This window comes from Pseudoalteromonas sp. 20-MNA-CIBAN-0454, assembly GCF_040308685.1.
Taxonomy (GTDB): domain Bacteria; phylum Pseudomonadota; class Gammaproteobacteria; order Enterobacterales; family Alteromonadaceae; genus Pseudoalteromonas; species Pseudoalteromonas nigrifaciens.
The window spans coordinates 50,923-72,826 of sequence record NZ_JBEOOB010000014.1; the positions used below are offsets into that span (position 1 = coordinate 50,923).

The 21,904-nt window shown below is 35.3% G+C and carries 18 protein-coding genes; all 18 read left to right on the forward strand.

Going from position 1 to position 21,904, the window contains the following annotated elements; all coding sequences use genetic code 11:
- Positions 1-13 precede the first annotated feature (13 nt).
- The 18 genes from wecC to AAEZ22_RS08930 all read left to right on the forward strand — a co-directional run bounded on the left by wecC (position 14) and on the right by AAEZ22_RS08930 (position 21,618).
- The gene (gene wecC, locus AAEZ22_RS08845) at positions 14-1,288 is read left to right on the forward strand and encodes a UDP-N-acetyl-D-mannosamine dehydrogenase (RefSeq protein WP_352296939.1); all 1,275 of its coding nucleotides are present in this window, start codon (positions 14-16) and stop codon (positions 1,286-1,288) included.
- Positions 1,288-2,571 (forward strand): Vi polysaccharide biosynthesis UDP-N-acetylglucosamine C-6 dehydrogenase TviB, encoded by a 1,284-nt coding sequence (gene tviB, locus AAEZ22_RS08850; RefSeq protein WP_352296942.1) that lies wholly within the window; start codon positions 1,288-1,290, stop codon positions 2,569-2,571. Before wecC ends, tviB begins: the two co-directional genes overlap by 1 nt.
- Before the next feature lie 13 nt (positions 2,572-2,584).
- Complete coding sequence (locus AAEZ22_RS08855; protein WP_352296944.1) at positions 2,585-3,541, forward strand: Gfo/Idh/MocA family oxidoreductase; 957 nt, start codon at positions 2,585-2,587, stop codon at positions 3,539-3,541.
- A 2-nt stretch (positions 3,542-3,543) separates the two neighbouring features.
- Positions 3,544-4,119, forward strand: coding sequence for an acyltransferase (locus AAEZ22_RS08860; protein ID WP_352296947.1), 576 nt, complete (start codon positions 3,544-3,546; stop codon positions 4,117-4,119).
- Between the two features lie 149 nt (positions 4,120-4,268).
- Entirely contained in the window at positions 4,269-5,336 is a 1,068-nt protein-coding gene (locus tag AAEZ22_RS08865) for a DegT/DnrJ/EryC1/StrS family aminotransferase (protein ID WP_352297013.1), read from the forward strand.
- The gene (rfbB, locus tag AAEZ22_RS08870) at positions 5,333-6,412 is read left to right on the forward strand and encodes a dTDP-glucose 4,6-dehydratase (protein ID WP_352296950.1); all 1,080 of its coding nucleotides are present in this window, start codon (positions 5,333-5,335) and stop codon (positions 6,410-6,412) included. The genes AAEZ22_RS08865 and rfbB overlap by 4 nt, the downstream gene beginning before the upstream one ends.
- A gap of 19 nt (positions 6,413-6,431) precedes the next feature.
- Complete coding sequence (gene rfbA / locus AAEZ22_RS08875) at positions 6,432-7,304, forward strand: glucose-1-phosphate thymidylyltransferase RfbA (protein WP_352296952.1); 873 nt, start codon at positions 6,432-6,434, stop codon at positions 7,302-7,304.
- A gap of 17 nt (positions 7,305-7,321) precedes the next feature.
- Positions 7,322-8,338 (forward strand): TDP-N-acetylfucosamine:lipid II N-acetylfucosaminyltransferase family protein, encoded by a 1,017-nt coding sequence (locus AAEZ22_RS08880; protein ID WP_352296955.1) that lies wholly within the window; start codon positions 7,322-7,324, stop codon positions 8,336-8,338.
- Positions 8,325-9,197 carry a formyltransferase family protein gene (locus tag AAEZ22_RS08885; RefSeq protein ID WP_352296958.1) on the forward strand — a complete coding sequence of 291 codons (873 nt, stop codon included), beginning with the start codon at positions 8,325-8,327 and terminating at the stop codon, positions 9,195-9,197. The genes AAEZ22_RS08880 and AAEZ22_RS08885 overlap by 14 nt, the downstream gene beginning before the upstream one ends.
- A gap of 2 nt (positions 9,198-9,199) precedes the next feature.
- Positions 9,200-10,327, forward strand: a complete 1,128-nt coding sequence (gene rffA, locus AAEZ22_RS08890) for a dTDP-4-amino-4,6-dideoxygalactose transaminase (protein ID WP_352296961.1) — start codon at positions 9,200-9,202, stop codon at positions 10,325-10,327.
- A complete protein-coding gene (locus tag AAEZ22_RS08895) occupies positions 10,324-11,706 on the forward strand; it encodes a lipopolysaccharide biosynthesis protein (RefSeq protein WP_352296964.1) in 1,383 nt (460 codons plus the stop codon). Before rffA ends, AAEZ22_RS08895 begins: the two co-directional genes overlap by 4 nt.
- A gap of 345 nt (positions 11,707-12,051) precedes the next feature.
- Positions 12,052-13,149 (forward strand): glycosyltransferase family protein, encoded by a 1,098-nt coding sequence (locus AAEZ22_RS08900; RefSeq protein WP_352296967.1) that lies wholly within the window; start codon positions 12,052-12,054, stop codon positions 13,147-13,149.
- Positions 13,127-14,353 carry a hypothetical protein gene (locus tag AAEZ22_RS08905; protein ID WP_352296970.1) on the forward strand — a complete coding sequence of 409 codons (1,227 nt, stop codon included), beginning with the start codon at positions 13,127-13,129 and terminating at the stop codon, positions 14,351-14,353. Before AAEZ22_RS08900 ends, AAEZ22_RS08905 begins: the two co-directional genes overlap by 23 nt.
- Before the next feature lie 1,092 nt (positions 14,354-15,445).
- Positions 15,446-17,290: an asparagine synthase (glutamine-hydrolyzing) gene (asnB, locus tag AAEZ22_RS08910; RefSeq protein ID WP_352296973.1), complete on the forward strand. Its 1,845-nt coding sequence runs from the start codon at positions 15,446-15,448 to the stop codon at positions 17,288-17,290.
- Complete coding sequence (locus AAEZ22_RS08915; RefSeq protein WP_352296975.1) at positions 17,287-18,948, forward strand: heparinase II/III family protein; 1,662 nt, start codon at positions 17,287-17,289, stop codon at positions 18,946-18,948. Before asnB ends, AAEZ22_RS08915 begins: the two co-directional genes overlap by 4 nt.
- 2 nt (positions 18,949-18,950) lie before the next feature.
- Positions 18,951-20,120, forward strand: coding sequence for a glycosyltransferase family 4 protein (locus tag AAEZ22_RS08920; protein ID WP_352296978.1), 1,170 nt, complete (start codon positions 18,951-18,953; stop codon positions 20,118-20,120).
- The gene (locus tag AAEZ22_RS08925; RefSeq protein ID WP_352296981.1) at positions 20,117-21,046 is read left to right on the forward strand and encodes a UDP-glucose 4-epimerase family protein; all 930 of its coding nucleotides are present in this window, start codon (positions 20,117-20,119) and stop codon (positions 21,044-21,046) included. The genes AAEZ22_RS08920 and AAEZ22_RS08925 overlap by 4 nt, the downstream gene beginning before the upstream one ends.
- Before the next feature lie 23 nt (positions 21,047-21,069).
- Positions 21,070-21,618 carry a sugar transferase gene (locus tag AAEZ22_RS08930; RefSeq protein ID WP_352296984.1) on the forward strand — a complete coding sequence of 183 codons (549 nt, stop codon included), beginning with the start codon at positions 21,070-21,072 and terminating at the stop codon, positions 21,616-21,618.
- The last annotated feature ends 286 nt before the right edge of the window (positions 21,619-21,904 follow it).

The window sequence follows — 21,904 nt, forward strand, 5'->3', positions numbered from 1 at the left end:
AAAAAGGATCACCATGTCATTTAATACGATTTCAGTTGTTGGTTTGGGTTATATTGGCTTACCAACTGCAGCCATGTTCGCATCACGAAAAATAAAAGTAATCGGGGTTGATGTAAATCAACATGCAGTTGACACAATTAATCGCGGTGAAATACATATAGTAGAACCTGATCTAGATATGATTGTTCATGCTGCAGTTACTGAAGGGTATTTAAAAGCGACGACCACTCCTGAACCTGCTGACGCATTTTTAATAGCCGTACCAACACCGTTTAAAAATAACGATTCTGAAATACCTGAGCCTGATTTAAGCTATATCAAAAAAGCCAGTGAAGCTATTGCGCCAGTACTTAAAAAAGGTGATTTAGTTATACTAGAATCAACATCGCCTGTTGGTGCTACAGAGCAAATGGCTGTGTGGTTAGCCGCTGCACGCCCTGACTTAACATTTCCGGGCCCTGAAAGTAGTTATACAGATACAAACATAGATGTAAATGTAGCGCATTGCCCTGAACGTGTGTTACCAGGCCATGTTGTTCGTGAGTTAGTAGAAAACGATCGTGTAATAGGTGGTATTACCGCTAAATGTTCTGCACGGTCTGTTGAGCTTTACAAGACATTTGTACAAGGTGAGTGTGTAATAACAAATGCTCGCACAGCAGAAATGGCAAAGTTAACTGAAAACTCATGTCGCGATGTACAAATTGCATTTGCTAATGAGCTGTCAATTATCTGCGATAAATTAGATATAGACGTGTGGGAGCTTATTTCTCTAGCTAACCGTCATCCACGTATTAATATTTTACAACCTGGCCCGGGAGTTGGTGGACACTGTATCGCAGTAGATCCTTGGTTTATTGTTAGTAAAACCCCTGAACAGGCACAAATGATTCATACTGCTCGTAAAGTAAATGATGCCAAGCCACAGTGGGTAATAAATAAAGTTAAGTTAGCAATTGCTGATTTTTTACAAGCTAACCCAACTAAAACAATGAAAGATGTGACCGTTGCCTGTTATGGTTTGGCTTTTAAACCAGATATCGATGATTTACGAGAAAGCCCTGCATTAAATATAACAAAAAAAATTGCAGCACTGCATTCCGGTACTATCATTGCAGTTGAACCGAATATCAAAGAACTACCAGTCAATATAACAACATTTGAGTTATCTACATTTGATAACGCAAAAGTTAATGCAGACATTCATTTATTATTAGTTGATCATAAAGAATTTAAATTAAATAAAGTCAGCAATGTTTATGTGATTGATACAAAGGGTATTTGGTAATGGAATATAAAAATTTAAGAAAAGTAAGTATTGGTATAGTGGGCCTTGGTTATGTAGGCCTTCCATTAGCAGTTGAATTTGGTAAGAAGTTCCCAGTCTTAGGATTTGATATTAACCAAAAACGTGTTGATGCCTTAACTGCTGGACATGACTCTACACTTGAAGTTAGTGACGCAGAGTTGGCTGATATAAACAACCTAACTTTCTCTTGTAATAAGCAAGACTTAATTGACTGTAATGTTTACATAGTAACGGTACCGACCCCGATAGATGACGGCAACGCGCCTGATTTAACACCACTTCGCAAAGCATCCGAGCTGCTTGGTGAGTTTGTTAAAAAGGGTGATGTTGTTATTTATGAATCGACAGTATACCCAGGTGCAACAGAAGAAGTTTGTTTACCTATTATTGAAAAAGTTTCTGGACTTGTGTTCAATCAAGATTTCTTTGCAGGTTATTCACCAGAGCGCATTAATCCGGGGGATAAAGTTAACACCCTAACAAAAATAATGAAAATCACCTCGGGTTCAACTCCTGAAATAGGCGAGTTTGTAAATAACCTATATGGTTCAATAATTACTGCAGGCACACATTTAGCGGGCTCTATAAAAGTAGCAGAGGCTGCAAAAGTAATTGAAAATACGCAACGTGATTTGAATATTGCAATTATTAATGAGTTTGCAAAAATATTTAATCGTTTAGGTATTGATACTGAAGAGGTGTTAAATGCAGCGGGTACAAAGTGGAACTTCTTAAAGTTTAAGCCAGGTTTAGTGGGCGGACATTGTATCAGTGTTGACCCATACTACTTAACTCATAAAGCACAAGAGGTTGGTTACCGTCCTGAAGTTATTTTAGCGGGTCGTCGGATTAACGATGGTATGGGCGAGTATGTAGCAACTCAGCTCGTTAAAAAAATATCAAGTCAAAAAATACACGTTGATGAAGCAAAAGTGCTCGTACTCGGTTTCACTTTTAAAGGCGATTGTCCAGATGTACGTAATACAAAAATCATCGATATTGTTAAAGAATTAAAAGATTTCAACATGAGTGTTGATGTTTATGACGGCTGGGCAAATCCTGCAGAAGTTGAACATGAATATGGATTATCATTGATTAGCTCGCTTAAAGAAAATCATTATGACGGTATCGTTTTGGCGGTTGACCACAGTGAATTTAAAAAAATGGGCGTTGAGGCTATTCGTAAATTAGGTAAAGACAAACATGTTCTATATGACGTAAAGCATGTGTTTGGCCCTAAAGACTCAGATATTAGATTATAAGAAAGGATTTAACATGAAAAACTTCGCCCTTATCGGTGCTTCTGGTTACATTGCTCCACGTCACTTAAAAGCAATTAAAGCAACAGGTCATAATCTGTTAGTCGCCATGGATATTAATGATTCTGTTGGCATTATGGATAGCCATTTCCCTGACGCCGAATTTTTTACTGAATTTGAAGACTTTACTGCATTTGTTGAAGATTGTGCGATGAAAGGCCAGAAGCTAGATTATATTGCCATTTGTAGCCCTAACTATTTACACGCTCCACACATGAAGTACGCCCTTAAAAATGGCATTGATGTAATTTGTGAAAAGCCACTTGTACTGCATTCAGAAGACATGGATATTCTTAAAGCGTATGAAGTTAAGTACGGTGCAAGAGTAAATTCTATTCTGCAATTAAGACTACATCCTTCAATTATCGCGTTGAAAGAAAAAGTAGCAGCGGCCCCTGCCGGCAAAGTGTTTGATGTTGATTTAACGTATATGACATCTCGCGGTAAATGGTACATGAAATCATGGAAAGGGTTTGACCATAAATCAGGTGGTATCGCGACTAATATCGGGGTGCATTTTTACGATATGCTACATTTCATTTTTGGCGACCTTAAGCACAACGAGGTTCACTTTAAAGATGAAAAAACAGCCAGTGGCTATCTGGAGTATGAGCGCGCATGTGTTAAGTGGTTTCTGTCTATTGATTCTAATAACTTACCTGAAAATGCGGTTAAGGGTGAAAAACTCACTTACCGTAGTATTACCATTAATGATGGAAACAATACCGAAGAGCTTGAGTTCTCTGGTGGGTTTACAGACTTACACACGCAGAGCTATCAAAATATTTTAGCCGGTAATGGTTTTGGTATTGATGAAAACCGCGTTGCAATTGAGACAGTCGAAAAAATCCGCGAAATGCCTTTAGCTCAAGCGGGTAGTAAAGCGCACCCATTACTTTCAAAGGTATTATAACCATGAATTATCATGTGCATGAAAGCGCTATTGTTGATGACGGCGCAAAAATAGGCTCTGACACACGAGTATGGCATTTTGTGCACGTGTGCAGTGGTGCGCAAATTGGTGAATTTTGCTCGTTAGGGCAAAATGTATTTGTCGGTAATAAAGTGACAATCGGTAACAACGTTAAAATACAAAATAACGTATCAGTTTACGATAACGTGCATATTGAAGATGATGTGTTTTGTGGGCCAAGCATGGTATTTACCAATGTATATAACCCGCGCTCATTCATTGAGCGAAAAACAGAATACCGCGACACATTAGTAAGAAAAGGTGCAACGTTGGGCGCTAATTGCACTATTGTGTGTGGTGTTACAGTTGGTGAGTATTCATTAGTTGGCGCGGGTGCAGTTATAAATAAGAATGTACCAGCATTTGCATTAATGGTTGGTGTACCTGCCAAGCAAATCGGTTGGATAAGCAAATATGGCGAACAACTGAGTTTACCATTAACTGGTAATGCAAGTACCACGTGTGAACATACCGGTGAAGAATATGTTTTAGAAGGGAGTGTGTTGTTTATTAAATAACACACATTTTTTAAACATTGCCAATTATTAATTGCAGGCTAGGCTTTAGCCCATATTATAGCCATTAAATCTTTAGTGTTTAATGGCTATAATTTAATAAGCTTATACAAATCAGCAATATTCCCTAATTTAAAGAATTTAAAATGACGATACAATTTATAGATTTAGCTGCGCAATACCAACACTTAAAAACAAAAATAGACGCGCGTATTAAAACAGTGTTAGACCACGGTCACTATATCATGGGGCCAGAAGTGCAAGAGCTTGAAGAAGAGCTTGCAAAGTATGTGGGTGTTAAACATGCGATTACCTGTGGAAATGGCACTGATGCACTTACACTTGCAATGATGGTGCTTGATATTAAACCAGGCGACGCTGTTTTCTGCCCCACTTTTACTTTCTTTGCAACGGCAGAAGTTATCGCGTTTGAAGGTGCGACACCAGTGTTTGTGGATTCAGATGAGGCAACATTTAACATTTGCCCAATTGACCTAGAAAAACGAATTCAAGCAACAATTGCGGAAGGTAAATTAACCCCTAAAGCAATTATTGCGGTCGATTTATTTGGCTTGCCAGCTAACTATCCAGAAATTCAAAAAATTGCAGATAAGTACAATCTAAAATTGGTTGAAGATGCAGCGCAAGGGTTTGGTGGCAGCATTGAAGGAAAGCGTGCAGGTAGTTTTGGTGATATAGCCACAACTAGTTTTTTCCCAGCAAAACCACTGGGTTGTTACGGCGATGGCGGTGCAATATTTACAAATAATGACGAATATGCAGAGTTACTAAAATCGTACCGCGTCCACGGCAAGGGAAAAGATAAATACGATAACGTACGCATAGGCATGAATAGTCGTTTAGATACAATTCAAGCAGCAATACTGCTTGAAAAGCTAGCTGAGTTTCCGACAGAGCTTATTAATCGCAATAAAGCGGCGGATAACTATGAGAAAGCTCTATCAGCTAAGTATCAAACACCAAAAGTGCCAGGAGGCTATGTAAGTTCATGGGCACAATACACCTTGGTATCAGAAAACCGTGATGCAGATATGGCTGCTTATAAAGTGCAAGGTATACCAAGCATGATTTATTATGGGATCTGTATGCATGAGCAGGCAGCTTTTAATTATTTAGGCTATAAACAAGAGGACTTTCCGGTTGCAGGTAGGTTAGCAGGATCTGTATTTAGTTTGCCAATGCATGGGTATATAAAATGAGTAATTTAAAAATTTTAGTAACTGGCGGGGCGGGTTTTATTGGTTCAGCAGTAGTTCGTTATATTATTGAAAATACTCAAAACTCAGTTATTAACCTAGATAAGCTTACTTATGCTGGGAATTTAGAGTCATTAAAGTTTATAGATAACAATGAACGCTATGTATTTGAGCAAGTTGATATTTGTAGTAGGGAAGAATTAGATCGTGTATTTAAAACTCATCAACCCGATGTTGTAATGCATTTGGCGGCAGAAAGCCACGTAGATCGTTCTATTACTGGCCCCGCAGAATTTATACAAACTAATATTGTTGGTACCTATAACCTTTTAGAAGCTGCCCGGGAGTACTGGAATACTCTTGAAGAAAATGAAAAGCAAGTATTTAGGTTCCACCACATCTCTACTGACGAAGTTTATGGGGATTTACCACATCCTGATGAGCAAGAAGGTGATCTTCCTTTGTTCACAGAGAAAACACCATATGCACCCAGTAGCCCTTATTCAGCAAGTAAAGCATCAAGTGATCATTTAGTCCGTGCATGGTTACGTACTTATGGTTTCCCAACAATTATTACTAATTGCTCAAATAACTACGGGCCTTATCATTTCCCTGAAAAGCTAATTCCTCTAGTAATTTTAAATGCACTTGAAGGCAAGGAGTTACCTATTTATGGTAAAGGTGACCAAATACGTGATTGGCTTTATGTAGATGATCATGCTCGTGCGCTATACAAAGTTGCTACCGAAGGTCAAGTTGGTGAAACTTACAATATTGGTGGCCATAATGAAAAACAAAATATTGAAGTTGTGGAAACTATTTGCACTATTTTAGATGAGTTGGTACCTAAAGAAACAAAGTACTCTGAACAAATAACATTTGTAACTGACCGTCCAGGGCATGATCGACGTTACGCAATAAACTCTTCAAAAATGAGTAAAGAACTTAATTGGACACCTGTTGAGACTTTTGAAACAGGTTTGCGTAAAACAGTGCAATGGTATCTCGATAACAAAAAGTGGTGCCAGAACGTTCAAGACGGTTCATATCAGCGTGAGCGTCTTGGTAAAATAGAATAAATAGTATAGGAGAGTAAAAATGAAAGGAATTATACTTGCAGGAGGGTCTGGAACGCGGCTTTACCCAGTCACTATAGGTGTTTCTAAGCAATTACTACCTGTTTATGATAAACCGATGGTGTACTACCCACTTTCAATATTAATGTTGGCCGGTATCAATGAAGTTCTAGTTATTACCACTTTAGAGGATAATGACTCATTTAAAAGGTTGTTAGGTGACGGCTCTCAGTTTGGTATTCAAATTGAATACGCTATCCAAGAAAGTCCGGATGGGTTAGCTCAAGCCTTTATCATAGGCGATAGTTTTATTGGAGATGATAATGTTTGTTTAGTTTTAGGTGATAATATATTTTACGGGCAAGCGTTTTCGCCCAAGCTTAAAAGTGCTTTGCAGAACGTAAAAGAAGGCAAAGGAGCTACAGTTTTTGGCTATGAAGTACAAGATCCTGAGAGGTTTGGTGTTGTTGAATTTGATGATAATAAGAAAGCAATTTCATTAGAAGAAAAACCGGTAAAACCAAAATCTAATTTTGCAGTCACTGGATTGTATTTTTACGATAATACTGTAATTGAAAAAGCAAAGGCAGTTAAGCCTTCGGCTAGAGGTGAGCTAGAAATAACCTGTATAAATGAAATGTATCTTGAGTCCGGTGCTTTGAACGTAGAGATACTTGGTAGAGGATTTTCTTGGCTTGATACCGGAACACACGAAAGTTTGTTAGAGGCTGCACAATTTGTAGAGACAATTGAAAGAATGCAAGGTTATAAAATTGCATGCTTAGAGGAAATAGCTTTTAATAACGGCTGGTTGTCTGTAGAGAAGCTAAGAAAGGCAGCTGAGCGAATGAAGAAAAATGGTTATGGAATGTACCTTGCTAAGTTATTAGAATAATGAGGATATTTCATTTGGTGCCTGAGAGTACCTTTTTTAATAGTTTTTCGAAGTTGATAGAAAACCATTTTTTACCTAAAGAACATTATTTTTGGACTTTTGGGAAGGTTATTAAAAGTAATTTCCCAAAAGGCTCGAAAGGTTTTAAATATACTGGTGGTATTTTAAAGTTTTTAAATGGCCTAGCTGTTTTTATTTATTACTCTAATAAAGCAGATAAAATAGTTATTCATGGTCTCTTCCGGAATGAGTTTACTTTGCTACTCCTACTTATGCCTTGGCTTCACAAAAGATGCCATTGGGTTATCTGGGGAGGGGATCTATATTCTTATACTAAAGAAACTAGCTTCATCCGGGTTGTAAAGACCCTTTTGATATCTAGAATTGGGTATTTATTAACATATCTGCCTGAAGATCTAGAAAAAGCTAGAAAATGGTATAAAGCGAAGGGGAAACATTATGAATGTTTAATGTATGAAAGTAATGTCTTTGTAGATAATTCAACGGATATAAAATCATGTTCCACAAATAAAAAAATTCTAGTGGGTAACTCTTCAGATCCATCTAATAACCACAGCGAAATATTTGAATTTCTAGCTAGGTTTGAAGATATTCGTTTATATATACCTCTGACATATGGTTGTAGAAAAAATGCATTATATATCAGAGATCTTGCCATTAGAAAGTTTCAAAAATCTGCTATTCCTATTATGGATAACATGCCCTATGAAGAGTACTTGGCTTTACTTGCTGATATAGAGTTTGCTATTTTTTACCACCCGAGACAACAAGCAATGGGTAATACAATTAACCTATTGGGCCTCGGTAAAAAAGTCTTTTTACGCAAAGGTACATCTCAGTGGCAATTATTTGAAATGTTAGGAATAAAAACGTATGACGCAGAGAGCATAGAACTTAATATTTCACAAGAGGATGCTAAGCTATTGTCCGAGAATAGAGTGAAAGTTAGTGAATATTTTTCAAAAGACAAACTTATAGAACAGTACAGAGCTATATTTAATGAAAACCGTTGATTTATATCTCCTAGGTGAGAAGGGGCTATGTGTACTTGCAAGCATCCTTTCTAATCAGGTTCGTTGTAATATAACAGTTGTTATAGGCACAGACAAAGGCATCAAGAATGACTACTCAAGTGAGATAGAGGCGTTGTGCCTTGAGAAGGGAGTCAATTATTTCTTTCGAGGGATTGAATCATTACATGGAGAGTACTCTATAGCTGTTGGTTGGAGGTGGTTGATAAATAGACAGAACTTAATTGTGTTGCACGATTCAATACTTCCAAAATACAGAGGTTTCTCTCCATTAGTAAATATGTTGATAAATGGGGAGAAAAATATAGGTGTCACCGCATTACATGCCTCTGAAAAATACGATGAAGGTGATATTATTGGAGTTGCTGTCAGAAGTGTAAATTATCCCATTAAGATCAGAGACGCAATTAAATTGATTTCAGGTGCTTATGTTGAAGTTGTATTAAATATTTTAAATAAAATTAATACCGAGCTGCCTTTAACCAGAATATGTCAAGAGCATAGCGCTGCAACTTACAGCTTGTGGAGAGATGCAGATGATTACTTTATAGACTGGAATTTAAATGCATCAATTATAAAAAGATTCATAGATGCTGTTGGGTATCCATATGATGGTGCTAAAGCAAAAGTTAAAGGGGAAATAGTTGAGGTAATAGAAGCTGAAGAGGTAAATGATGTATTTGTGGAAAGTCGCAGCTCTCATATAGGTAAAGTAATATTTAAAGAAAACGGTTTTCCGGTTGTAATCTGCAAAAGTGGCTTACTAAAAATTAAAATACTAAGAAATGAGCTTAGTGAAGATATTATTCCTATTTTAGGATTTAGGGTGAGGTTTGAGTAGAAATGAATATACCTTTTAATATGCCTCCTGTGACTGGGGATGAACTTAAATATATAGAAACAGCAATTTCTGCTGGGGAACTCTGTGGAGGAGGTCGCTTCTCTAAACGTTGTCAAAGTTGGTTTGAATCTAAAACAAAAACTAAGAAAGCTTTAATGACACCATCATGTACCGCAGCACTTGAAATGGCTGCAATTTTAATAGATGTACAGCCAGGTGACGAAGTTATTATGCCTAGTTATACGTTTGTTAGTTCTTCAAATGCCTTTGTACTTAGAGGCGCCAAAATAGTTTTTGTTGATATCAGGCCTGATACAATGAATATTGATGAGCAGAAAATAGAATTAGCCATAACAACCAAAACTAAGGCTATAGTAGCGGTACATTATGCCGGTGTTGCATGTGAAATGGATAGAATTATGCAGATAGCAAATGAGTTTGGTATCTATGTTATTGAAGATGCAGCACAGGGAGTGATGGCAGATTATAAGGGGAGAGCTTTAGGATCTATAGGACACTTAGGTTGCTACAGCTTCCATGAAACTAAAAACTATACAAGCGGCGGTGAAGGAGGCCTTTTACTTATCAACGATGAGCAGTTTGTTGAGAGAGCTGAAATAATTAGAGAGAAAGGGACAAACCGTAGTTTATTTTTTCGAGGCATGGTAGATAAGTATAGTTGGGTAGATATAGGAAGTAGTTTTTTACCTTCAGAAATACAATCTGCTTATTTACACGCGCAATTACAACATGCGGATACCATAAATGAAGATAGGTTGCAGAGCTGGAATTATTACTATAACAACTTATGTAGTTTAGTCGAGGTTGAGTTGCCAGTTGTACCTCCAGATTGTAACCATAATGCGCATATGTTTTATATAAAATTAGAGTCTCTAGAAGAGAGAAATAAATTAATAGCATTTTTAAAAGATAATGGCGTAAGTTCGGCTTTTCATTATATTCCTTTACACAGTTCAGAAGCTGGAAAATTATATTCTAGGTTTCATGGTCAAGATGAATTTACAACAATAGAAAGTGAAAGGTTACTGAGGCTACCACTTTGGTACAAACTAACAGATATGGAGAAAGATAAGGTTATTGACTCTGTAATTAGCTATTTTAAAATATGAAATTGAATTCAAGTTTACTTTTAGCCTCTTCTCAGATATTAACAGCTGTATTGGGAGTGTTGACACTTCCTTTACTCACTTTCTTTTTGGAACCATCTGGAGTAGGTCGATTCTCATTAATTCAGTCTATAATTGCAATTTCTACTATGACATTTGCTTTAGGATTCGAACAAGCGTTTTTTAAATTTTACAAGGATAGTAGTAGTATAATTAGCTTTTCCTTACCTATATTAATATCAAGCATTATTTCTTCTTCGCTTTTAGTTATCGTGTTATTTTTTTTCGGTAATGGGCTAGGCTTTGATAGTATCGCTTCGATATTTACTATAGCTTTAGTCTGCTTAATGTTCTCATATAATAGAATTTTTAATCTTCATTTTAGGTTAAAATTAAAAAGCCTTTTATTTTTTATTATGTCTGTATCACAAAAGATAATATTACTAATAAGTGCTTCATTTATTTATACGAATGATTATTTAAGCTATGCAGATCCAATTATTATATTTTTAATTTCAGGTTTTTTTTGTTTTTTATTGGCACTAATACTGGATAGCGAAAATATTGTATTTTTTAAATTTAAATTATTCTATATTGATTTTCAAGAAATAAAAAAACATTTAGCTTTTGGTTTTCCACTTTTCATATCAGCCTTACTTTTTTGGTTATTATTCACAGTTGATAAGCTAATGATTGCTAAATTAGTTGATATGGAGTCACTTGGTTTTTACTCGGTAATTATGGCTTTTTCAGCATCTGGACTATTACTTCAATCAATATTTAATACAGTGTACCTCAGGAAACTGTATTGTTTGAAAAAAGATGATTTAAAGCTTTTCGTTAAAAAAGTTTTCTGCTGTTATCTTGACATTGTTGTTTTATTTTATTTTATTTTTATAGTTATAGCATACTTTGCATTTTTAGCAATGCCAGAAGAGTATTCGATTTACACCCACTTTATACCGTTATCTGTTTTGTATTCTTTGATTTATGCTCTTTCAGATTTTGCTTCGGTATCATTTAGTATTTACAACAGAACACACATTGGTATGATAATTATGTCACTTCAAGTGATATTCATAGTGGCTATGTTTTCATATTTTTTACCATTGTATGGTTTACAATCGGCTTTTTTTATATTGTCATTTTCTTTCTTGCTGTCCCACATCGCCAGAGTGATCTTTGCTTCTAGGTTTGAGGGATTTGAATCCCAGAAGGCTTCTATTTTTTATGTTTTGATTTTATGTATACACTCTGTATCTGTAATTTTAATTAGTAATCCAGTTTATTATCTTACTTCATCTCTTGTATCCTTTTCCATATACTGTTGGTATTCAGTTTCGAGAAGACAGCTTATAAAAAATATAAAGGAGTCTTTGTAAATATGATGCACTAAGGATAGTAATTTCCTTTATAACTTGTCTAAATTGATTAAGCTATTCCAAATAGAGGGATTAATTCTTAGGTTGAGAGGAAGAAAGCACTAGGCCTACTAAGGTACTTTTGCTATAGCTACTGAGTATTAACTATTGAAGACTAATGATTTTTTTGAGGTTGTAGTTACAATGCGAATATAGAAGTGGTTCTATGTAAAAGCTGTGATATTACGCATAATTACCTTCCTCGTTATCACAGTTTCATCCTTAATTTTCGAACAATAGGAAAACTGCTTTTAAGAAAATTGTTGGATATAGAGAGCAATAATAATTGGAGAATCATACTTAGATATGAAAAAAATAACTTACTTGTCACTAGAAAAGAATGTTTTAATAAATGGAATCGGGGGAGCATCCCATATTAAGGGAGTGATTTCTACCCTATTAATTCATTATAATGTCACGTATATGGGGCATGCAACCCACTTTTTGAAAGGGTTGTACGATAACCTTTCATTTCAAGAGTGTGGAAGGCGTTTCTATTGGGATGTATTAAAAGCAATATTTACTGATAATGAAACAGACGTATTTCTGATACGTAAAACATTAGTTGGTATGTATTTATTAATTCCTATAATTCTTTTGAAAAAAATAATACGACCAAAACAGGTTTTTATATTAGAATTTAATGGAATTTCTGGCGACTATAGTGGTAAGTCTATCGCATTTTCACGAGTGATGTTATTTTTTAATGCACTGCCGTTGATATTTTACGACGGTGTTTATTGCGTATTAGATGATATTGCTAACAGATTAAAGTCTGTTTATAACTCGAGGAAAATTTTCGTTTGTCCTAATGGTGGGCCTAAACAATCTAAAAAAATGCCAAATATAACAACTTGTGAAAGAGTTAACTTAATCTATTATGGTTCAGATTTAGCACACTACCATCTGCATTGGTGTGCCTCTAAAGTAGATGAATATAATAAAGAAACTTCAGCAGACGTACGTCTTATTTTGGTTGGCCCATATAATGAAAATGTTATTGCTGATTGTGTAAAAAAAGTAAGCGCACGACCAGCTAAGGAATTTCAGTCTTTTGTAGCTAGCTTAGACGGTAAAGTTTTTGGTTTAGTTCCACTTAATTTGTCTGAAAGTTCAAATACAATTGAGCCCATAAAAACTTTTGATTATCTCAGTGCTAACTTACCAATTATACACTCTAGCGCATGTCTAAATGGATTCGATTCAGCCAAAGTTTGTTTCATGTATAAACCTGATAAACCAGACAGTTTTTCAAAGTTATTAAATGAAATAACGGCGCTCACTCCACTAGAGGTAAAAAAGTTGTATAAGAGTGTATTTCAAGAATACACAGCATACACTTGGCCTAATAGGCTTAAGAAACTAGTTGAGGTAATTGATCATGAAGATAAAAAGCGCAGTTGAAAAGTTAACTTTAACTCTTGTTTTTTTTCCTTTTGTTGGGTTCTTACATGGTATAGACATACAACCCACTGCGTTACTTGCACTTGCTGGCTTTTGTTTTTGTTTTGTCAGGTCGTATAGCTATCAAGGAGTCATAGCATTACTTATTAGTCTGATCTCTATGCTTTCAGTAAGTTTGTATCATGGTGATTCTTTCACTAAGGCGCATGCTGTATTTATTGCAAGTATGGCAACTATATTTTTTATGTACTCAATCATAAAAAGTGGAGGTTTTCTTATTTCTAATCGGTTTGTTAGGAATGTGATTTTAGTATATTTATCTATTGCATTTGTCCAGGTTTTTGTTCCTGACTTTTTAGAGTTTTTAATTTCGAGGCAAAACAGTGAGTTGCTAATTGAGTCCGGTAGGGGAGTAAAATCATTAACCTCAGAGCCTTCTGTTTTTGGCACAATATTGATATTTTTAAATTTATTATTTATTTATACATATACAGAAGAAAAAAATAGATCCCTTGAAAGGTCACACCTACTCAGGCTGATCGCAATAAGCTTAGGTTTACTTGTATTCAGTGTAATGTTGATTCAGTCATTCTTTGCCTTTTTTCTCCATTTGTTGACGCTTTCAACTCTGGTATTTTTTATTCGTAAAAGGTATTTTTTGTTACTTTTATTTCTGGGTCTGTTACTTTTTACATTTATTACCACTTTGGCTATGGGTGGCGGCCGGTTTTTTGTAATACTTGATCTGATAATGACTAACCCAGAGTACTTGTTGACGCAAGGAGCTATGGCAAGAGTTTTGAATATTCCAATCTCTATAATTGCGTCATTACAAAATGGTTTTTTAGGTGTTGGCTTTGATGTAAATAGTGCTGTTGAAGTTTCTTTATTTAAAGGTGCTTACAATGTATATATTATGGACCGTAATTTAGGTGGATTTATAGAATTTTATCTAAAGTTAGGACTTGCATCGATTCCTCTTTTTTTTATTCTATTCTTAACTTTTTATAAGTTATGTAGTTATTCGGTGATGATAAAAAACCGCATTGTAAGTATAGGTACTGCCGCAGCTATTTCTATAGGCGTTATTATTTTGAACAACGGTACTATGGTATCTCCTATCATTTGGTTTACTTTGTTCTATTTTTGCTATTCAACGTCGCCAATAACTACAACTAAGAAGGGGAATCCCTATGAAAAATAAGAAAGTATTCAACGTAAAACTCTCTATTGTTGTTAAAAATGGTGGGATTACCATATTACGTTACAGCTAGCCCGCTCCTAGGTTATTTGAAGCATGCCTAAAATGTGTTGCCTATATTAGAGCTATGTAGTAGAAGCAACGTGGAGGAATTTAATGGTCATATGGGCTTCTATTTGATGATTCTAATGAAAGTGTTTGAATATTAAACCGACGTTTAAATATGTGTATGTTGAAGAACGACTCAAGAACGAAGCTATTTAATAGACCAGAACTAAAAGTGCTTCGCTTCTGAATGAAACTCTAGGCATATGTAGTAATTAGTACAAATAAAATGAATAATTAATTAGGCTATCGACGGTGAAATGTTTTATCGGTATGCCCAAACTATAAGGTGAAAACCTAAATATAGTAGAGTTGTTATTGGGTTTAATTCATGCAAGCATAATTTGTGAGGCTTATTTTTTATATTTTTACAATGTCAAAGACTGCAAATGGAATCATAAGAGTTTATTGTGGCATTGACGCTTAAGTGGAGATAAATCTGAGCCTTAATAGGTCACTGAATTTTATACATGATGTATTACCGTGGTACTGTTGTTTGTTTAATGCAATTGACGATTTCTTTAGTGAAGTGGCTAACATTTAAAAATGACTTATCATATGTTGATGAGCGTGTAATCCGCTCTTTAAGTCAGGTTATAGACTAATACAGATAAGTATGGAGCCATTAAGTGTGACAATGGTTCTGATATATTAGCTATAAGCAGGCAGGCTAAGTATCATATAATAATATGCATTACCTTACGATTTATTCAAACCGGTAACCCGCACGAAAATACTTATGTAGAGTGGTTTAATCGTACGACGAAATATAGCAAGGTATGCCATTTAATTAACGTGACATTGGCGGGTTATTAGAAAGAATTCAAGATTGATTATGGACTTATATCAATGAGCGACTCAACACATTGTTAATGTAGTGCAATATAGATGTGAAAAGTAAAGTTATAACAAAGGAGTAGGTTTCACTAATAGCCTTTATTGAAAGTTGGATGGATCCTGGATAGTTTATTAAAATTAAAAGGTTTGTAAATGTGTGGAATTAGCTTTTATTATAGTCAAAAAACAAAATTTACAAATAAATTAATTAATAGCTTAGAGCTTACTAAGCATAGAGGCCCAGATGCATCTGGGTATTATGAATCACAGGTTTGTGATGCATTTATCGGTTTAGGACACAACCGTTTAAGCATTATAGACTTATCTGACGCCGGAAGTCAGCCGATGCATGATGACCTTGAGGTATCGTTAATTTTTAATGGTGAGATTTATAATCATCATGATTTACGGGCTTTTCTAAATGAAAAAGGTTACATTTTTAAAGGGAATTCAGATACTGAGGTGATTTTAAAGCTTTTCATTGAGTTAGGAACAAAAGCATTTTCAATGTTAGAAGGGATGTTTAGTGTTGTTATATTAGATAATAAAGAAAAAAAACTACACATAGCACGTGATTCTATAGGAGTAAAACCACTTTATATTACTCAAACAGAGCAAGGCTTTTTTGGTAGCTCTGAAATTAAGGGGCTTAAGCCATTTATCGGAGAAGCTCTTGTAATTGATGAAAGTGATGTTTATGAATTTTTTAATACAGGCTTTTTATATGAACCAGCTACAGGCTACAAAAATATAAAAAAACTAATGCCGGGGAATATCTTAACTATTGATATATTAACTGCAGAAAAAACTCTTTGTAGTTTTAAAGCATTATCAGATTATAACAATAATTTATCTTTTAAGGATAAGTTAGAAAAAGCTATATCAAATCAACTCGTTTCTGACGTGCCTTTGGGAGTCTTCTTTAGTGGTGGGGCTGATTCCAGTATTATTGCTAGTATGTCAGGCAGTTCAGATCTTTTCTTTGCTGAGTTTGCTTCTGATTCCAGTTCTGACGTTGATAAGAAATATTCAAAGTTAATCGCAGAGTACTTGGATAAGAAAATGGTTACTTATCAGTTTTCTGATGATAATTTGAGTGCTGAAGATTTAATTAAGCAAGTTAAATTTGTCGCTGAGAATACAGAAGAGTTAATATCAGATTATACATTTCTGGCGACGTACCAACTCTCAAAAGCTTCTAGTGACAGCGGCTATAAAGTTATGTTAAGTGGAATGGGAGGGGATGAGGCTTTTGCTGGTTATCCCAGATATCATGTTTTATCTAAGCATAAAACATTTAAATTTCTTTCTCCTTTATTGAAGCTTTTATTACGATTCAAATTGTTCCCTAAATATTTGGATAAGAAATTTTCAAGGCTAGTGTCCTACTCCTCAGAAGATAATTGGGGTGTGGCTTATTCTCGCTTACTAGGATACTTCAGTAGGAATGAGTTAAAGCAGTTATTTGGGGAAAAGGAAGAAAGTTACTTTAAATCTTACAGCAACCGACTAGAGAAGTTAATGGAAGGCTTTATTGGGGATACCCGAGATAAAGTCAAAATGGGGCAATATATGGATCGATTTGATTTTTTGCCTCACAACCTTATGGTGTCTGATAAGGCTAGTATGTTGGCTAGTATAGAGTTGCGTGTGCCTTTATTGGATGAGGCATTAGTTGCTCATGGTTTCGGCGAAAGGTCTGCAAATCTAATTGATTCCAAAAATACAAAAAAGCCTCTTAAAGAGCTTTTAAAGGATTGTTTACCTCGATATCTAATAGATCGTCCAAAAACAGGCTTTAACCCTCCACTGGATACATTAATTAATAACATAGGTAAAGAGCGTTTAAAAGTTGAATTAAAGGGTATCGAGCCCTTTGTAAGTGAAGATTTTGGCTTGCTTTTGATTGATGCTCACTTTTCAAAACTTGAGAATAATTCATATAAAATCTGGCAGTTACTGTATTTCAAGTATTGGCTAGCAGGTTTGAAATCATGATAATAGGCATTACACAGAGCATGTTATTGAAGGAAATTAAAAAAATATACTACACAGTAAAACCACTTCGCTTTGAACAGATATGGTTTCGCCTTTTCTATAGTGTTAAGAAGCCTAATGTCCAACAAGTTTCTAACGATGGCTTGGAGTCGTTTTCTTGGGGATGGAGTGGTCCTACAATTTTTCAGCAAAGCTTGTTCGATAAAAATAATGTTATTTATTTGTCTTTGGAAGGTAGAGTCGTCAACCCCTCGAGTTGGAATGATCCTACGAAAAGCAAGCTTTGGTTATATAACCTCCACTACTTTGACGATTTAAGTTCTATTACTTATCAAGAAAGAGAAAAACAGCACTACGGTTTCATAAACCGTTGGATAGAAGAAAACCCACCTTGCCTAGGTAATGGGTGGGAGCCATACCCTCTATCACTTAGGTTAGTTAATTGGGTTAAATGGTTTAGTAAAAAAGAAACTGTTGAGCAAAAGCACTTAATTAGCATAGCGCAACAAGCTAGTGGACTATCTCAGCAGCTTGAATACCATATTTTAGGGAATCACTTATTTGCAAACGCTAAAGCTTTAACTTTTGTAGGGGTTTTTTTAAAAGGTAAAGATGCTAATAACTTTTTAAACTTAGGTTTAAAGTTATTAGATAGGGAGATTAAAGAGCAATTTTTAGCTGATGGGGCTCACTTTGAACTATCCCCTATGTACCATGAAATATTACTTTGGGATTTACTAGAGCTGATTGATTTAGCTAAAACTAGCCAAAATTCACAACTATTAGAACGATTAGACAGTTGGGAGTTAGTAGCAGTAAAAGCACTTCAATGGCTAGGTTCGATGGTTCATCCTGATGGCGAAGTAAGCTTTTTTAACGATGCGGCAATTGGCATCGCGGCAAGCCCAGCTGAAATTTTCAACTATGCAAATAAGTTAGGTATTAAGTATAAAATATCATTAAATTTACTCACTACAAATCATGGTAGTGGTTATAGTCGTGTACAAAATGAAAATTATACTCTTTTATTTGATCACGCAAACGTTGGACCTGACTATTTACCTGGCCACGCTCATGCAGATAGCCTGAGCTTTGAACTATCTGTTGGCTTGCAACGTGTTTTTGTAAATTCAGGAACGTCGCTTTATGGTGTGAGTAAAGAGCGCTTAAGGCAGCGAGAGACTGCAGCACACAATACAGTGGTTGTTAATGGGCAAAGTTCTTCAGAGGTTTGGTCTGGCTTTCGTGTTGCTCGTAGAGCATACACAAAGCTTTTGAAAGCAGAAGAAAACTCTAATAACGTAATTTTATCAGCAAGTCATAATGGATATGAGCGACTAAAACCAAAAGTAACTCATACACGCACAATAAATGCATCAACAGATTCTTTTATTATTACAGATGAGCTGACTATTAAAACAGAAGCAGAGTTTAACTTGCATGTACACCCAGATGTCGAGGTAAAGCAACTTGATGAAACAAGTTTAGAGTTAAAGCTAGTAAACAAAACTAAGTTAATTTTAACCAGCTCTCAAACTTGTTTGATTAGACAGAGCACTTGGCACCCTGAATTTGGTAAATCTATTCCAAATTATAAAATTATCATACCATTCGCTAATGGTAAGTTAACAACAGAAATAAAGATTACAAAGGAATAGCTTTGAAAGTATTGGTACTCTCATTTTATTATGCTCCCGATTTGTGTGCTGGTTCATTTAGAACAACAGCTTTGATTGAACAGTTGAAACAACAACCAAATGCAGAGGTTGAAGTTATTACAACAATGCCAAACCGGTATGCAAGCTTCGAAGCTAGTGCAAAGGAATTTGAACATACTGACAATGTAACAGTTAGGCGAATAGTTTTACCTTCGCATAAGAGTGGTATGCTTGATCAAATCAAGTCTTTCGCTTCATTCTATAAGCAGGCTAACAAGCTTATAAGTGGTAAAAAGTATGATTTAGTTTTTGCAACAAGTTCTCGTTTATTTACAGCTTTTTTAGGAGCGAGAATTGCAAAACGGATCAATGCACCTCTCTATTTAGATATACGTGATATTTTTGTTGATACACTAAACGATGTGTTAAGCCCAAAACTTATTTTTTTGCTAAAACCTATTTTGACATTAATTGAAAATTATACCTTTTCAGCGGCTCAGCATATTAATTTAGTATCAAAAGGGTTTGAAGGCTATTTTGTTAATCGGTTTAAAAGTGCAAATTATTCATGGTTTACAAATGGCATAGATAAAGAATTTTTAAACACTAAAGCGCCTGTTGAACCAAAACTAAGTGAAGCAGTACCTTTAACGGTATTATATGCTGGAAATATTGGTGAAGGTCAGGGCTTGAATACAATTATACCTGAGTTAGCTACGCTCGCTGGCGTTAAATATCAGTTTAAAGTGATTGGCGATGGAGGCAGAAAAGCAGCTTTGATTGAAGCAAGTCAAGGTATTGCTAATATATCATTTCATCCGCCTGTAAATCGTGAGCAGTTAATCAAAGAGTACTTAAATGCCGATATTTTATTTTTACATTTAAATGATTATCCTGCATTTGAAAAAGTTTTACCTTCAAAAATATTTGAATATGCAGCGGTTGGAAAACCAATTTTGGCCGGAGTCAGCGGTTATGCTGCTGAATTTATCAATAAAGAAATTGATAACGCTGAGGTATTTTATCCAAGTAATCACCAACAAGCAGCTACCGCTCTTGCCACATTAAAGCTTGGTCAAACGAATCGAGATAACTTTATAAGTAAATATACGCGTACTAATATCATGAATGAAATGGCAAACTCGATTGTTAGTAATGGTGATATAAAATGAAGCGGTTGCTAGTAACGGGCTATTCTGGCTTTGTTGGCAAAATATTAGTTTCGCAATTGAATGATAATTATCAATTAAACTTACTAGGAAGAAAGCCATCTAATTTAGGCTGTGTTTATACGCATAGTATAGATTCAAAATCATCTTACGCAGATGCTTTGGGTAATGTTGATGTGGTTGTGCATTGTGCAGCAAGAGTTCATATTATGGATGATGTTGCTAATGACTCTCTAAATGAGTTTAGAGCTGTAAACACTCTCGGAACACTTAATTTAGCAAAACAAGCAGCTCAGGCTGGTGTTAAGCGCTTTATCTTTTTAAGTACCATCAAAGTTAATGGTGAAAGTACAAGTGGTAAAGCTCCTTTCACTGCAAGCGATAACGCGGCTGCAGAAGATCCTTACGGCATCTCGAAAGCAGAGGCGGAACAGCAATTGTTGGAACTTGGAAAGCAAACAGGTATGGAGATTGTGATTATTCGCCCACCATTAATATACGGTGAAGGGGTAAAAGCAAATTTTGCATCATTGATGCGTTTTGTTGGTAAAGGATTACCATTGCCTTTTAGAGCTATAAAAAATAATAAGCGAAGCTTAGTCTCCGTTTACAACTTGGTTGATTTAATTAAAGTATGTATTGAACATCCAAATGCGGCTAATCAGATATTTTTAGCCTCTGACGACCATGATTTATCAACAGCTGAAATGGTCGCTTTAATGGCTAAGGTACAAGGTAAGAGAAACGCTGCTATACCACTGCCTACTTGGTGCTTTAAATTAGCAGGTAAATTGCTCAATAAAAACGATGTTATTGATAGATTAACCGGCTCGCTCCAATTAGATATTACCCATACAAAAAATACGCTTAATTGGACGCCTCCATACTCAGTTGAGCATGGTTTTAAATTGGCTGTAAAAGAGCTTTAATAGAATAATTATTGGATATATAAATGATACGTTTACTCGATTTTTTGTTTTCACTATTTGGCTTGTTGTTTGCAATGCCATTTTTAGTAATTTTATACATTATTGGTTTATTTGATACCGGCTCTCCTATATTCATGCAGGAGCGTGTTGGCCGCAATAAAAAGCCATTCACATTAGTTAAGTTTAGAACTATGAGTGTTAATACAGCATCGGTAGCAAGCCACTTAGCCAGTACTGCGTCAATAACGCCTTTTGGTGGTTTTTTACGTAAAACGAAGCTTGATGAATTGCCTCAACTGTGGAATGTGCTAAAAGGTGAAATGAGTTTAGTAGGCCCACGCCCTGGTTTATTCAACCAAGAAGAACTAACGCAAGCGCGTGAAGCTAAAAATGTTTACACTGTTCGTCCTGGTATTACAGGCTTAGCTCAAGTAAACGAAATTGATATGTCTACCCCTGAATTACTTGCTAAAACAGACCGTGAAATGATAGATACGCTAACAATTGGTAATTATTTTAAATATATACTAATGACGGTTACTGGTAGTGGTAGTGGTGACAGGGTTAAATAGCGCTTACTGTTTACAATGTTAGATTAGGCCGATTGTAATATCTATTGGGCCTAAATTTCTGTTGCTTTTAACACATTAATTTAAATACACTATTTCTTGAAGAGTGTCTCACGTGAGACACTCTTGAGACAGTTTTAAGGCATTATTTATTGCACCAATAGTCACATTACTTATATATTTTAACTGTCTCAATCAAGCGCTTAAGCTCTAATGGCTCTACAATAGTGTAACAAATAAATCATTATTTAAGACTAATTACATTAATGATTTTTTTGTTATAGTTATA

Coding starts and splice junctions, on each gene's coding strand:
- rfbB (WP_352296950.1), top strand. CDS start 5,333: ATGAGTAATTTAAAAATTTTAGTAACTGGCGGGGCGGGTTTTATTGGT.
- AAEZ22_RS08905 (WP_352296970.1), top strand. CDS start 13,127: ATGAAGATAAAAAGCGCAGTTGAAAAGTTAACTTTAACTCTTGTTTTT.
- asnB (WP_352296973.1), top strand. CDS start 15,446: ATGTGTGGAATTAGCTTTTATTATAGTCAAAAAACAAAATTTACAAAT.
- rffA (WP_352296961.1), top strand. CDS start 9,200: ATGAATATACCTTTTAATATGCCTCCTGTGACTGGGGATGAACTTAAA.
- AAEZ22_RS08855 (WP_352296944.1), top strand. CDS start 2,585: ATGAAAAACTTCGCCCTTATCGGTGCTTCTGGTTACATTGCTCCACGT.
- AAEZ22_RS08900 (WP_352296967.1), top strand. CDS start 12,052: ATGAAAAAAATAACTTACTTGTCACTAGAAAAGAATGTTTTAATAAAT.
- wecC (WP_352296939.1), top strand. CDS start 14: ATGTCATTTAATACGATTTCAGTTGTTGGTTTGGGTTATATTGGCTTA.
- AAEZ22_RS08925 (WP_352296981.1), top strand. CDS start 20,117: ATGAAGCGGTTGCTAGTAACGGGCTATTCTGGCTTTGTTGGCAAAATA.
- AAEZ22_RS08915 (WP_352296975.1), top strand. CDS start 17,287: ATGATAATAGGCATTACACAGAGCATGTTATTGAAGGAAATTAAAAAA.
- AAEZ22_RS08860 (WP_352296947.1), top strand. CDS start 3,544: ATGAATTATCATGTGCATGAAAGCGCTATTGTTGATGACGGCGCAAAA.
- AAEZ22_RS08895 (WP_352296964.1), top strand. CDS start 10,324: ATGAAATTGAATTCAAGTTTACTTTTAGCCTCTTCTCAGATATTAACA.
- rfbA (WP_352296952.1), top strand. CDS start 6,432: ATGAAAGGAATTATACTTGCAGGAGGGTCTGGAACGCGGCTTTACCCA.
- AAEZ22_RS08930 (WP_352296984.1), top strand. CDS start 21,070: ATGATACGTTTACTCGATTTTTTGTTTTCACTATTTGGCTTGTTGTTT.
- AAEZ22_RS08885 (WP_352296958.1), top strand. CDS start 8,325: ATGAAAACCGTTGATTTATATCTCCTAGGTGAGAAGGGGCTATGTGTA.
- tviB (WP_352296942.1), top strand. CDS start 1,288: ATGGAATATAAAAATTTAAGAAAAGTAAGTATTGGTATAGTGGGCCTT.